This window comes from Amycolatopsis sp. NPDC049691, from assembly GCF_040675005.1.
In the GTDB taxonomy this organism is placed as follows: Bacteria; Actinomycetota; Actinomycetes; order Mycobacteriales; family Pseudonocardiaceae; genus Amycolatopsis.
The window spans coordinates 265,945-279,037 of the sequence record NZ_JBFANX010000001.1 but is presented as its reverse complement, the minus strand read 5'-3'; the positions used below and the strand labels follow the sequence as shown (position 1 = coordinate 279,037).

Below are 13,093 nucleotides of genomic sequence, written 5' to 3'. Positions count from 1 at the left end.
CCGACCGCGACCGGGGTGGCCCCGCTCTCAGCCCTGCTTGCGCACCGACTGGGCCGCCTTCGCGTACCCGTCCGCCAGCCCGAACACCTTCTGCGCGTACTCAGTCGAGTTGTTGTACGACAGGATCCCGGCCCACCACCCGCTCGGGCTCGCCATGTCCCGCCCGCCCGCGCAGAGGTAACGAGCCGCCGCCAGGGCCGCGTCGTCGATCTGCTGGGGGTCGCCGAGGCCGTCGCCGTTGCCGTCCGAGGCCCACTTGCGCCACGTGCCGGGGATGAACTGCATCGGGCCGACCGCGCGGTCCACGCCCGCATCGCCGTCATAGCGGCCGCCGTCGGTGTCGCCGATCGCCTGGACGCCCGCCGACCCGTCGAGCGGGACGCCGATGATCGGCTTGGACGGGCGGCCGTCCGCGCCGAGGACCGCGCCCGCGTACTGGCCGTGGTTCGACTCGATCCGGCCGATGCCGGCCAGCGTCGCCCAGGAGATCCGGCACTTCGGCTGGTCGGCGCGCATCGCCAGCTCCGCGTTGCCGTACGCCTGCAGTGCCCGCGCCGGCACGCCGGACGCCGCCGCGACCTGGCTCGCCCACTGCGAGAGCGTCGCCGGACCGGTGCTGCGGGCCTGCTGGGGTGACGTCTGCTGCTCGGCCCCGCCCGCGACCGCGCCACCGGCCGGCGCGACCGACCCCGGCCGGACGTCGGCCGCCTTGACCTGCAGGGCGGGGATTTCGGTGGTGAGGGGACTCGCCTCCGGCGTCGACGCTCGGGTCACGAGCCAGACCCCGCCGCCGGCCACGGCCAGCACGGCGAGGACCACGACCAGCCGGGTGAGCACGGCCACACCGGACGAGCGCGGCGCCGGCGCGGCGGGGGCGGCTTCCTCGACGGAATCGTCGATCGGGTCGTCCTCGGTCTTTCCGCTACTCGTGCGCACGAAACTCCGGTCCTCCAGCGTGGTGTCGACGAAGTGTCAACGAGCCCGCGCAGGTTAGCGTTACGCGGGTCGTCGCCATCGTCTCACCGCGCCGGTTCACCCGGCCGTGTGGAAAACGTCTCGTCAGGCGGACTTCTGCTGCCGCGCGAGCCGCGCGACGCACCAGGCCGGGGCGCTGCCGCGGCGCAGGTGCTGCAGGACGGTCATCGGCCCGAGCCGGCGGCTCAGGTCGGACGGCGCGAGCCCGGCCGCCCGGTAGTCGAGGGCCCGCTGGTCGAGCGGGCTGATGCCGGCGTCCCACCACTCCTCGGCCTCGGCGACGCCGCCGACCATCTGCCACCAGCCCGCGGCGGCGGTGAGGAGCTCTTCGGGCACGTCCGGCAGCCTGCTGCGCATCGCGGCGAGGTAGCCGGGGTCGGCGGACTCCACGGGGACGAACCGCGACTGCCCGGTCCGGGCTCGCTGGCCGGGGATGCCCGGGGCCTGCGCCGGCGCGTCGGCCAGCCACGCGGACGCGATGCGGTCGACCTCCTGCTCTTCGGGGGTCTGCTCGCGCTCGGCCGCCCACTGCCGGATCAGCGCGTCCACTCCGGGATCTCCGGTCATCCCTGCCTCCTTGTAGGTCCCCGACGGACAGGCCCTGACACCTGTCCCACGCGGTGGTGCCGCACGCACCAACCTGCACCTTGCTGAGTGGAAACTGCCTGCGTACCGGGGTTCTCGGGGGGATCGCGAACCACTCGATCACGCAATGTGAGCACCGTAGGGCCGGGGTGGTCTCCTTCGCCAGACCCCGGCAGCGACGAATTCGCCGACCTGCGCGTTTTCGGCCGCAATCCACCCGGATGGTCGAGTGGTGGAGTCCGAAATCCGAGATTCGTGACGCTCAGTGATTTACCGTCCGCTAACACACAGGGTGACGACCGGCGCCGCGGTTCGCGGTGCCGGTGAGCGGTGCGCACGGGTCAGGAGAAGAGCTGCCGGAAGAAGGTGACGATGGCTTCGGCGCCGTCCTTCAGCCAGCCGAGCACGCGGTGCACGAAGTCGGCGGACTGGTTGGGCTGGGTGATCAGGAAGAAGAGCACGAGCGCGACGACGCCCACGATGAGAACTTTCTTCATGCCGCTCGACATGGGCTTCCTCCCCGGCTCGCCGCGCCCGTCCTGGGAGTGGCCACGCCAATACTCTAGGGAAGGCGTGCCCGGAAGACACCCTGATCAACCCCCGAGGAGCGGCGATGACGCGGAACGTCCTGGTCGAGCGCGACGGCGAAGTGACGACGGTCACCATCGACCGCCCGGCCGCCCGCAACGCCGTCGACGGGCCGACCGCGGCCGAGCTGGCCGAGGCGTTCCGCGAGTTCGACGCGGACCCGGAAGCGGCGGTCGCGGTGCTCACCGGATCGGGTGGCGCGTTCTGCGCGGGCGCGGACCTCAAGGCGATCGGCACCGACCGGATGAACCGCACTCACCCGGACGGGGACGGCCCGATGGGCCCGACCCGGCTGCGGCTCGGCAAGCCGGTGATCGCGGCGGTGCACGGGCACGCGGTGGCGGGCGGACTGGAACTGGCGCTGTGGTGCGACCTGCGGGTCGCGGACGCGACGGCGGTGTTCGGGGTGTTCTGCCGCCGCTGGGGCGTGCCGCTGATCGACGGCGGGACGGTCCGGCTGCCGCGGCTGATCGGCCAGTCGCGGGCGATGGACCTGATCCTGACGGGCCGCGCGGTCGAGGCGGAGGAGGCGTACGCGATCGGCTTGGCGAACCGGCTGGTGCCGGCGGGCGAGGCGGTTCCGGCGGCGCAGGAGCTGGCACGGCAGTTGGCGGCGTTCCCGCAGGCGTGCCTGCGGGGTGACCGGCTGTCGACGCTGGAGCAGTGGGGGAAGTCCGAAGAGGACGCGGTGACGGCGGAGTTCGCCGCGGCGATGGGCGCGGGAGTGCTGGCGGCCGAGGCGGTCGACGGCGCGGCGCGCTTCGCGGGCGGAGAAGGGCGGCACGGCAGCTTCGGCTGACGCAGGGCGCGGGCACCCTTCGGCGCGCCCGGTGCCCGAGGCCCTCGGCCGGCCACCGTCCGCAACCCCCGTTCACCGGACCGGCTGGATCGCGCCTGGCCCCCGAGGTTTCCGGTCAAGCGGCCGATAAGGTCGCCCGATGGACGACGATGTCGACAGAGTCGTGCTCCGGCCCGTGGCCGAAGGCGATCTCGACCTCCTGGAACGTCTGACCAACGATCCCGTCGGCGCCGGGGAGCACCAGTGGTTCGGCTGGCACGATCCCGGCTACCTGCGCCGCCGGTGGCTGGAGACCGGCATGCTCACCGCCGAGACCGGGATGCTCGTGCCCACGCTCGGCGGCCGCGTCCTCGGGCTCGTCTCCTGGCACCGCAGCCGGAGCGGGCCGGCGTCCTACTGCTGGAACGCCGGCCTCGTCCTGGCGCCGGAAGCCCGCGGCCACGGCTACGGCACCCAGGCCCAGCGCCTGCTCGTCGAATACCTCTTCGCCCACACCCAGCTCAACCGGGTCGAAGCGACGACCGAGGTCGGCAACCGCGCCGAACAGCGCTCGCTCGAGAAAGCCGGCTTCACGCGCGAAGGCGTCCTTCGCGGCTACGACTTCCGGGACGGCGAGTGGCGCGACCACGTCATCTACTCGGTCGTGCGCTCCGACCTGGCGAAGAACTAGGCGATCGCGCCCGCCGACCGCAGGGCCTCGAAGTCCGTGACGCCCAGTTCCGCGAGCACCGCTTCGGTGTCGGATGCCTTGGCCCGCGGGGCTTCCGGCGTCGACGGCGGCGTGCGGTCGAACCGCGGCGCCGGGGCCGGCTGGACCATCCCGCCGATCTCGACGAACGTGCCGCGCGCCGCGTTGTGCGGGTGGGACGCCGCTTCCTCGGGCGACAGCACCGGCGTCAGGCACGCGTCGGTGCCTTCGGCGCGCGCGACGAGGTCGTCGCGCGTGTGCTTGGCGATCGCCCCCGCCACGATCTCGCGCAGCCGCGGCCACTGCGACTTGTCGATGTGCAGGGGCAGCGAATCGGGGTCCAGCTCGAGGACCTTGACCAGGTCGCCCCAGAACCGCATCTCGATCGCGCCGACGGCGACGTACTTGCCGTCCGCGGTTTCGTAGGTGTCGTAGAAGGGCGCGCCGCCGTCGAGCATGTTCTCGCCGCGCTCGTCCGACCAGAGCCCGGCCGCCTTGATGCCGTGCAGGCTCGTGGTGAGCAGCGCGGCACCGTCGACCATCGACGCGTCGACGACCTGACCGCGCCCGGACGTGGTCCGCTCGTACAGCGCCGCCAGGATGCCCATCGCCAGCAGCAGCCCGCCGCCGCCGAAGTCGCCGACGAGGTTGAGCGGCGGCACCGGCCGCTCGCCCGCGCGCCCGATCGGCTCGAGCGCGCCGGCGATGCCGATGTAGTTGATGTCGTGCCCGGCCGCCTTCGCCAGCGGGCCGTCCTGGCCCCAGCCGGTCATCCGGCCGTAGACCAGCCGCGGGTTGCGGGCGTGCACGACGTCCGGGCCGAGGCCGATCCGTTCGGCGACGCCCGGCCGGAAGCCCTCGATGAGGACGTCGGCGGTGTCGCAGAGCTTCAGCACCAGCTCGACGCCCTCGGGCGTCTTGGTGTTGATGCCGACCGACCGGCGGCCGCGGGCGAGCGGGTCGGTCTGGATGCCGAGCACGTCCTCCCCCGGCTGCGCGCGGTCGACGCGGACGACGTCGGCGCCGAGGTCGGAGAGGATCATCGTGGCGAACGGCCCCGGTGCGAGACCGGCGAGCTCCACCACCTTCAGGCCGCTGAGCGGACCTGCTTTCATGACCGAGGTCCTTTCAGAGCGAGCGGGAGATGATTTCCTTCATGATCTCGCTGGTGCCGCCGAAGATCCGGGAGATCCGGACGTCGGCCCACGCGCGCGCGATCGGGTACTCGGTCATGTAGCCGTAGCCGCCGAAGAGCTGCACGCAGTCGTCGATGACCTTGTTGACGCGCTCGGTCGTCCACAGCTTCGCCATCGCCGCGCCCTGGACGTCCAGTTCACCGCGCAGGTGGCGTTCGATGCACTGGTCGAGGAACGCGCGCGCCACCGCGGCCTCGGTGGCCGCCTCGGCGAGGGTGAACTTGGTGTTCTGGAAGGAGAAGAGCGGACGGCCGAACGCCGTGCGCTCCTTGGTGTACTCGAGCGTGAGGTCGACGGCCGCCTCCAGCCCGGCCACCGCGGTGACGGCGATGATCAGCCGTTCCTGCGGCAGCTGCAGCATCAGCTGGAAGAAACCCTGGCCCTCGGCGTCGCCGAGCAGGTTGGCCGCGGGCACGCGGACGTCGTCGAAGAACAGCTCGGCGGTGTCCTGGCCCTTGAGGCCGACCTTGTCGAGGACGCGGCCGCGGCGGAAGCCCGGGGTGTCGGTCTCGACCACGATCAGCGAGACGCCCTGCGCGCCCGCGTCCGGGTCGGTCTTCACCGCGACGACGACGAGGTCGGCGTGGAAGCCGTTGGTGATGAACGTCTTGGCGCCGTTGATGACGTAGTGGTCGCCGTCGCGAACCGCGCGCGTCTTGATGCCCTGCAGGTCGGAACCGGTGCCGGGTTCGGTCATCGCGATCGCGCCGACCATCTCGCCGGTGGCCATCTTCGGCAGCCACTCGCGCTTCTTCTCTTCCGAGGCGTAGGCGAGCAGGTAGTGCGCGACGATTCCATTGTGGACGGTCACGCCCCACGCGCTGTCGCCGGCGCGGGCCTGCTCCTCGTACAGCACGGCTTCGTGGGCGAACGTGCCGCCGCCCCCGCCGTACTCCTCGGGGATGGACAGGCAGAGCAGCCCGACCTCGCCCGCCTTGGTCCAGAACTCGCGGTCGACCTTCTTCTCGGCCGCCCACCGTTCCTGGTGCGGCACGGCCTCCTTCTGCAGGAACGACCGCGACAGCTCGCGGAGGTCTTCGAGCTCGGTGGTGCTCCAGGAGCTCTTCGGGAGTTGCAGCGGCACGGGACCCTCCTGCTGGAAAACATGACGATCAGCATGTAAGTTCTGATCGGAATGTACATCCATTCCGTCCGGTAGGTAAAGCAGGGAGGCCGCGGTGACCGAGACGGCACACCGGACCCAGGCGCAGCGGCGCGAACAGACCCGCACGGCGCTGCTCGACGCGACCATCGACTGCCTGGTCGACGTCGGCTACGCGCGCACGTCGGTGCAGGAGATCTGCGCGAGGGCAGGCGTGTCGAAGGGCGCGGTGCAGCACCACTTCACCGCGAAGGCCGAGCTGATGGCGGCCGCCGTCGAGCACCTGACGACGAAGCTGCGGCGCCAGCTCGCGACCTCTTTGGACGAGCTGCCCGGCGGCGGCACCGGCGTGACCGCCGCGATCGACCTGCTCTGGACCGGCTACTCGGGCACGCTCTCGACCGCCGTTACCGAGCTGTGGGTCGCCGCCCGCACCGACCCCGAGCTGCGCGCGGCCATCCGCCCGGTCGACCGCGCGCTCGGCCGCGCCACGCTCGAGCACGTCACCCAGGTCGCCGGCGAGCTGCCGCCCGAACGCGCGGAGATGCTGTTCTGGCTCACCGTGAACCTGACCCGCGGACTGGCGCTGGACGCCGAGCTCGGCGGCGACCCGAACCGGCGCCGCCAGCTGCTGGAAGAGTGGAAGCGGATCGCGGTCCTGCTCTACCAGGACGCAGCCACTGCGCCAAGCTGACCAACCGGGCACCGCAAGGGCTGGAATGCCCCTTATCCGCCCGGCGGATTCGTGGTCCAATCCCCCCGATAGAGGGGAGCTTCCATGACCGCCACGCCGTACCAGAACCCCTACGGTCCTCCCCACGGGCAGCCGCCACGGCCGCCCGCCGACCCCGGCGCCCGCCTGCGGCTCGTCGCCGCGATCGTCGGCGCGATCGCCGCGGTGGTCGTGCTGGCCGGGTCGTTCCTGCCGCAGACCAAGTTCGAGCAGGTCGTGAGCGGCAAGACCGAGAGCAGCCAGACGATCAGCGCCTGGACGCGCTCGTTCGCCGTCGAACCCGGCGACGAAGCCAAGAAGTTCTACGAGAACACCCACGTCGCGCGCTACGGGATCCCGCTCTCGGCGGGCGCGCTGGTGCTGCTGGCCGGGGCAGGCCTGGCGTTCGCGGGCGCGCGGCGTTCCGCGGGCAACGGGGTGCGTTCGAGCGCCCGGACGGCGCTGGTGGCGGGCGGCGCGGGCGTGGCCGCGGCGGTGTGGATGCTCGGCATGGACGTCTCGGCGACGTTGAGCTACGAGTCCGACGACGAGTCGGTCAGATCGCTCTACTCGACCGGCCTCGGGTTCTGGATCCTGCTCGGCGGCGGCGCGCTGGCCGCGGTGACGCTGGTCCTCGCGGCGCTGGCGGGACGGCAGGCGTCCGCCACCGCACCGGCCGGGCCGCCGCCAGGGCCGTACGGCGGCCCCTACCAGCAGCAGTCGCGGCCGTACCCGGTGCCGCCGCAGCAGTTCGCGCAGCCTTATCCGGGCGCGCAGGCCCCGTACCCGGGCGGGCCGCAGCAGCCCTACCCCCGCACGCCGCCGTCCCAGCCGTTCCCGGCGCAGAGCCCGCCCTCGCAGCCCTTCCCCGCCCAGAGCGGCCCGCCGCCGCAGCTCGCGCCGGCGCCATCGGGGGAACCCGAGCAGCCCGGCGGCCTGTCGGCGCGGCTCGAAGACCCCTATGGCGGGGCGACGCAGGCCCACCCGCCGCCCAAGCAGGAGCCGACCGAGCCGAACTACCAGCTCCCGCCGCTCAACCCGCCCAATACGTGAAAGATATTCATATCAGACTGGACATCTGACGTACCGACGGTATGGTGTACTCGTCGGTAACCCCTGCGCGGCGTCGCGCCCGGACCTCCGGACGCCGCGGAACGGAGACGTCATGACCAGCACGACCCCCGCGAACGCGCTCGAAGACACCCCCATGCCGCCGACCGTCGGCGGCGTCGCCGGGGCGCCCGGTTCGGCGCGGGCGGCCCAGCTCGTCGCCCGCGTGGCCGGGGGCGCCGACTCGGCGCCGATCCGCATGCGCGCGCCCTTCACCGGGCAGCCGATCGCGACGCTGCCCCAGGCCACCGACGCCGACGTCCGCGCGGTGTTCGCCCACGCCCGCACGGCCCAGCAAGCCTGGGCGGACCGCTCCCCCGCCGAGCGCGCCCGCGTCCTCACCCGGCTGCACGACCTCGTGCTCGCCCGGCAGGACGAGGTCCTCGACCTGGTCCAGGTCGAGGCGGGCAAGGCCCGGCTCGACGCGTTCGACGAGGTCAGCGCGACGGCGCTGGTCGCGGCCTACTACGGCAAGCACGCGGCGAAGATCCTCGCCCCGCGCCGGGTCGCCGGCGTCATCCCGGGCCTGACCCGCGCCGGCGAGATCCGCCACCCCAAGGGCGTCGTCGGCGTCATCTCGCCGTGGAACTACCCCCTCGCGCTCACCGCGATGGACGTCCTGCCGGCGCTGGCCGCGGGCAACGCCGTGGTGCAGAAGCCGGACAACCAGACCGCGCTCTCGGCGTTGTGGCTGCACGAGCTGGCCGAGGAGGCCGGGCTGCCGGCCGGGACGTGGCAGATCGTGCTCGGCCGCGGCTCGAAGATCGGCACGGCGCTGGTCGAGGAGTCGGACTACTTGTGCTTCACCGGTTCGACGCCGACCGGCAAGGAGCTGGCCGGGCAGGTGGCGAAGCGGCTGACGTCGTACTCGCTGGAGCTCGGCGGCAAGAACCCGATGATCGTGCTGCCCGACGCCGACGTCGCGAAGGCCGCGACGGGCGCGGTGACCGCGTGCTTCTCCTCGGCGGGCCAGCTGTGCGTGTCGGTCGAACGGATCTACGTCCACGAGGACATCCGCGACGAGTTCACCCGCGCGTTCGTCGCGCGGACCGCGGCGCTGAAGCTCGGCGGCGCGCTGGACTACCACGCCCAGATGGGGTCGCTGACGTCGGAGGAGCAGCTCGCGGCCGTGTCGGCGCACGTCGAGGACGCCCGCGCGAAGGGCGCGTCGGTCCTCACCGGCGGCCGCGCCCGGCCGGACCTCGGCCCGCTGTTCTACGAGCCGACGGTGCTTTCCGGCGTCACACCGGACATGGCGCCGTTCGCGGAGGAGACGTTCGGGCCGGTCGTCTCGATCTACGGCTACACCGATGTCACCGACGCCATCGACCGCGCCAACGACACGCCGTTCGGGCTCAACGCCAGCGTCTGGTCGCGCAACGGCCGCGCGGGCTGGGAGGTGGCGGCGCGCCTGAAGGCCGGGACGGTCAACGTCAACGAGGGCTACGCGGCGACGTTCGGCAGCGTGGGCGTGCCGATGGGCGGTATGAAGGACTCGGGTGTCGGCCGCCGCAACGGTACCGAAGGCCTGCTGAAGTACACCGAGTCCCAGTCGATCGCGCTGCAGCGCGGCCTGGCGCTGCGGCCGCCGAAGGGGGTCCCGGGTTCGCTGTGGTCGCGCGGTATGACGTTCGGCCTCAAGGCCCTGCGCCGCCTCCCCCGCTGACTCACGCGTGTTCGGCCGTGGGCGCCGTGAGGAGCCCGCGGTCGTACGCGATCGCCACTGCCTCCGCACGGCGGCTCGCGCCGAGTTTCGCCATCACGCGGGACAGGTGCACGCTGACCGTCTTCTCGCTGATGTACAGCTCCTCGCCGACCTGGCGGTTCGTGCGGCCGAGGGCCACGCGCTCGAGGACGTCGCGCTCGCGGTCGGTCAGCGGATCCGCCACCGTGCGCACCGGCGCCGCGGGTTCGGCGCCGGCCAGGTCGACGCGGGCGCGGTGGGCCAGGTCGCGGACCGCGTCGCGCAGCGGGATCGCGCCGAGGCGGACCGCCACCGCGTGGGCCGCTTCGAGCGCCGGACGCGCGTCGCCGTCCGCCGCCAGCAGCGCTTCCGCCTCGTGCCGGCGGCAGACCGCCTGCTCGTAGACGGCGCCGTAGCCGAACGCCTCCGCCGCGGCCGTCCACTTCGCCGGGTCGCCGCGGCCGGACAGGCAGGACGCCGCCGCCTCCAGCCGGGCCAGCCAGGCCCGGCCTTCCGGCCCGAGCGTCCCCGAGCGCGGCTGCCCGACGACCGAGCACATCCGGCCGTGCGCCAGCAGGCGCTCGCCCGCCGCCACCGCGGCGCCGGCCGCGGCCTGGTCGCCGCGGACCCGGGCGCCGGCGGCCTCCGCGGCCGCGGCGGACACGCCGAGGGCGGCCATCCGGATGCCGGCGAGCAGGCCGGGTTCGATCCGCTCCAGCCAGCCGATGGCTTCTTCCGCCCGGCGCGTCGCCTCGGCGTACTCCCCGCGCCAGTACGCCAGCTCGATCCCGGCGCCGCCGGCCGACAGCGGGATCTGCATGTCGGCGGTCCAGTGTTGCCGCAGCCCGGCGATCAGCTTCGCGGCGTCGTCGAACCGGCCGCGCGCGACGACGAACTGCGCCCAGATGGCCTGGATCCGCGCGGCGACCGCGCTGGACACCCCGCGCCCGGCCCGGCCGGCGCTCTCGTCCGGCCAGTCGCCCATGACGTACCGCAGGACCAGCTGCCCCGCCCGCAGTTCGAGCCCGAAGGTGCTCCAGCTCAGCCCGGCTTCTTCCGCCCGCGCGACGCCGCGCGCGGAGTGTTCCAGCGCCTCGGCGAACTCGGCCTGGTCGAGGTAGCTCAGCGCGAGGAAGTAGATCGCGCGGATCTCCGTGTTCGGCGCGCCCGCGTCGCGGGCCTTCTTCTCGGCCTTGCGCAGCCATTCGCGGGCCTCGGCGGCGTCGCCGCGTGAGTCGGCCAGCGTGCCCAGCGTGATCAGCGCCGACGCCTCCGCGCCCGCCGCCCCGACCGCCTGCGCGTCGGCGACCGCGGCGCGCGCGCTGCCCAGCGCCGCCTCCGGCTGTTCGAGGATCCGGAGGAACCCGGCCCGGCTGGCCAGCACCCACGCGCGGGTCCCGCTCGGCTCGGTGTCCTTCACCAGGTCCCACGCCCGGTCGATCGCCACGACCGCCTCGTCCAGGGTGCCTTCCAGCGCCAGCAGCGCCTCCGCCAGCCGGCGCCACGTCTTCGCCGCGCGGTCGGCCGAGGTGTCCGGGGTCAGCGCCTGGGTGGCCGAGCGCGCGAACGCGGCGGCCCGCTCGGGCTCGCCGGACGTGCCCGCGAAGTAGGACGCCTCGTGCAGCAGCCGCAGCTCGTCGAAGCCCTCGGGCCGGTCGGCGGCCGGCACGGCGTCCCAGATGGACAGTGCCTGCTCGACGTGCTGCAGCGCCGACCCGGGCGCGCCGAGCTTCTCCGCCTCGTCCATCGCGCGCAGCAGCGCCGGCAGCGCGGTGACCAGGTCGCTGCTCTGCATCGAGTGGTAGGCCAGCTTCGCGTCGTGCCCGCGGCCCTGCGGCCGCGCCTTGATCCGGGCGGCGTACGCGGCGTGCGTGCGCGACCGCTCCCCCGGCAGCAGATCGCCGTACACCGCTTCCTGGAGCAACGCGTGCCGGAACGTGTAGGAACCGTCGGAAAGCACCACCAGGACGTGGTGCTGGACGGCTTCGCGCAGCGCCTCGTCGAGCTCCAGGTCCCCCAGCGCGGAGACCTCGGCGAGCGCCGCGTGCATCACCGGCTCGTTGGCCACCGAGATCACCCGGGCGACCCGCCGCGTGTCCGGCGAGAGCCGCTCGAGCCGGGACAGGAGCACTTCGGCGAGCCCGGCGGGCAGGTCGTTGCACTCGGTCTTCGTGGCGAGCAGCTCCTCGGCGAAGAACGGGTTGCCTTCGGAGCGGCTGACGATATCGGCCACGATGTCGGCGGACAGCGGCTCGTCGGCCAGCGCCTCGACGAACTTGCGGGCGTCGGCCGCACCGAACGGGTGCAGGTCGACGCGTTCGACGGTGGCGAGCCGGAACAGCTCGGACAGCAGGCCGCGCAGCGGGTGGCGCCGGTGCACGTCCTCCTCGCGGTAGCTGCCCACGATCAGCAGCCGCTGTGCCCGCAGCCTGCTGAGCAGGAAGGACAGCAGGTTGCGGGTCGAGGCGTCGGCCCAGTGGAGATCCTCGAGCAGGATCACCACCGGGCGCGACTCCGCGATCTCGGTCAGCACCCCCAGTACCGCGTCGAACAACTGCAGCTGACCGAGATCCTGCTCGGGCCGGGGACGCACCATCGTCTCCCGGTCGTTCGAGGTCATCGGCGGGTGTTCGGCCGGGCGCGGTTCTTCCACGCCATGGCCCTGCGGCAGGAGCCGCCCGAGCGCGGGCCGGAGCCGCACCGCGGCGGCCACCGCCGGGTCCGCCGCGCTGCCCAGCGGGGCGAGCGCTTCGGCGAACGGAAGATAAGGGAGACCACCCTCGCGGACGTCGATGCAGCGGCCGGTGAGCACCAGCCCACCGCACGCTTCGACGTGCTCGGCGAGCGCGGTCAGCAGCCGGGTCTTGCCGACCCCGGCGTCCCCCGAGAGCAGCACCGCGCCGGCCTCGCCGCGTTCAGCACGGGCGAAGGCGGCGCGGAGCCGCCGCATCTCGTGGGTACGGGCGACGAGCGGGATTCCGGAGCCGAGTCGGGGCACGAGGAGCATTGTTGCCTACCCCACCGACAGTTTCCGACCGCTTATCGCCTTTGACACCATTACCCGGCCCTCATCGGGCGGTTTCGACGCCCGCGGTCTCCCGCGAGACCTCGCGGCGCTCCTGCGCCGGGACGGTGACGTCGGTGCGCGCGGCCCGCAGGTGGCGGACGGCGCGGCGCGCGCGGCCGGCCCAGGCGCTGCGCCCGGCCTTCCGCAGTTCCTCGGCCCGGTAGGCCGCTTCGGCCCGGACCGCGTCGAGCATCAGATCGCTGTGCATCGTGTTCCCCTGTTCCCGAGTTCCCTTTTCCGGTGACACTCAGGTTCGTCCTGAGGGGGCACCCCGGGCATCGGGTGATCACGCAGCCCTGCTCGCGAAAAGACCCCTTACTCCCGGCCGAGCCCAGCTCGGCGGGGGTAAGGGGTCTTCGCAAGCGCCTTGTTCCCGAGTGACTCAGTCGCGCGCCGGGCCGCCGGTCCGCACCGCGGCCAGCAGCCCCCGCCAGCCCGACGCGGGCAGGCGGAACGCACCACCTTCGGGGTCCTTCGAGTCGCGCAGCGCGGCACCACCGTCGACGAACGCGACCTCGACGCAGTCGTTCCCGCCGCCGCTGTGGCTGCTCTTGCGCCACCGCGCCCCGGAGAATTCGTCTTCCATC

General features: G+C 73.2%; 13 protein-coding genes. 5 read left to right on the top strand and 8 right to left on the bottom strand.

Annotated elements, in window-relative coordinates; all coding sequences use genetic code 11:
* Positions 1 to 27: 27 nt before the first annotated feature.
* The 3 genes from AB0J40_RS01385 to AB0J40_RS01375 form a co-directional block, all read right to left on the bottom strand.
* Entirely contained in the window at positions 28 to 936 is a 909-nt protein-coding gene (locus AB0J40_RS01385; protein WP_364445929.1) for a lytic murein transglycosylase, read from the bottom strand.
* 123 nt (positions 937 to 1,059) lie between these two features.
* Entirely contained in the window at positions 1,060 to 1,542 is a 483-nt protein-coding gene (locus AB0J40_RS01380; protein WP_364445927.1) for a helix-turn-helix transcriptional regulator, read from the bottom strand.
* Between the two features lie 359 nt (positions 1,543 to 1,901).
* A complete protein-coding gene (locus tag AB0J40_RS01375; protein ID WP_364447317.1) occupies positions 1,902 to 2,057 on the bottom strand; it encodes a hypothetical protein in 156 nt (51 codons plus the stop codon).
* A 116-nt stretch (positions 2,058 to 2,173) separates the two neighbouring features.
* On the opposite strand from AB0J40_RS01375, the gene AB0J40_RS01370 reads away from it, so the two are divergent.
* Positions 2,174 to 2,947 carry a crotonase/enoyl-CoA hydratase family protein gene (locus AB0J40_RS01370; protein ID WP_364445925.1) on the top strand — a complete coding sequence of 258 codons (774 nt, stop codon included), beginning with the start codon at positions 2,174 to 2,176 and terminating at the stop codon, positions 2,945 to 2,947.
* A gap of 139 nt (positions 2,948 to 3,086) precedes the next feature.
* Positions 3,087 to 3,617, top strand: a complete 531-nt coding sequence (locus tag AB0J40_RS01365; RefSeq protein WP_364445923.1) for a GNAT family protein — start codon at positions 3,087 to 3,089, stop codon at positions 3,615 to 3,617.
* On the opposite strand, the gene AB0J40_RS01360 is transcribed toward AB0J40_RS01365, so the two are convergent.
* Both AB0J40_RS01360 and AB0J40_RS01355 read right to left on the bottom strand, forming a co-directional pair.
* Complete coding sequence (locus AB0J40_RS01360) at positions 3,614 to 4,750, bottom strand: CaiB/BaiF CoA-transferase family protein (protein WP_364445921.1); 1,137 nt, start codon at positions 4,748 to 4,750, stop codon at positions 3,614 to 3,616. The two genes, AB0J40_RS01365 and AB0J40_RS01360, sit on opposite strands and share 4 nt — an antisense overlap.
* 13 nt (positions 4,751 to 4,763) lie before the next feature.
* Positions 4,764 to 5,915, bottom strand: a complete 1,152-nt coding sequence (locus tag AB0J40_RS01355; protein ID WP_364445920.1) for an acyl-CoA dehydrogenase family protein — start codon at positions 5,913 to 5,915, stop codon at positions 4,764 to 4,766.
* Positions 5,916 to 6,009: 94 nt separating this feature from the next.
* Between AB0J40_RS01355 and AB0J40_RS01350 the strand changes: the two genes are divergently transcribed.
* The 3 genes from AB0J40_RS01350 to AB0J40_RS01340 all read left to right on the top strand — a co-directional run bounded on the left by AB0J40_RS01350 (position 6,010) and on the right by AB0J40_RS01340 (position 9,421).
* A complete protein-coding gene (locus AB0J40_RS01350; RefSeq protein ID WP_364445918.1) occupies positions 6,010 to 6,627 on the top strand; it encodes a TetR/AcrR family transcriptional regulator in 618 nt (205 codons plus the stop codon).
* A gap of 84 nt (positions 6,628 to 6,711) precedes the next feature.
* Positions 6,712 to 7,698: a hypothetical protein gene (locus AB0J40_RS01345; protein ID WP_364445916.1), complete on the top strand. Its 987-nt coding sequence runs from the start codon at positions 6,712 to 6,714 to the stop codon at positions 7,696 to 7,698.
* 112 nt (positions 7,699 to 7,810) lie between these two features.
* Positions 7,811 to 9,421 (top strand): succinic semialdehyde dehydrogenase, encoded by a 1,611-nt coding sequence (locus AB0J40_RS01340; protein WP_364445915.1) that lies wholly within the window; start codon positions 7,811 to 7,813, stop codon positions 9,419 to 9,421.
* Between the two features lies 1 nt (position 9,422).
* On the opposite strand, the gene AB0J40_RS01335 is transcribed toward AB0J40_RS01340, so the two are convergent.
* The 3 genes from AB0J40_RS01335 to AB0J40_RS01325 all read right to left on the bottom strand — a co-directional run bounded on the left by AB0J40_RS01335 (position 9,423) and on the right by AB0J40_RS01325 (position 13,092).
* Positions 9,423 to 12,446 (bottom strand): AAA family ATPase, encoded by a 3,024-nt coding sequence (locus AB0J40_RS01335; protein WP_364445913.1) that lies wholly within the window; start codon positions 12,444 to 12,446, stop codon positions 9,423 to 9,425.
* A 61-nt stretch (positions 12,447 to 12,507) separates the two neighbouring features.
* Positions 12,508 to 12,714 carry a hypothetical protein gene (locus AB0J40_RS01330; RefSeq protein ID WP_364445911.1) on the bottom strand — a complete coding sequence of 69 codons (207 nt, stop codon included), beginning with the start codon at positions 12,712 to 12,714 and terminating at the stop codon, positions 12,508 to 12,510.
* Positions 12,715 to 12,888: 174 nt separating this feature from the next.
* Complete coding sequence (locus AB0J40_RS01325) at positions 12,889 to 13,092, bottom strand: DUF397 domain-containing protein (RefSeq protein WP_364445909.1); 204 nt, start codon at positions 13,090 to 13,092, stop codon at positions 12,889 to 12,891.
* Position 13,093 lies beyond the last annotated feature (1 nt).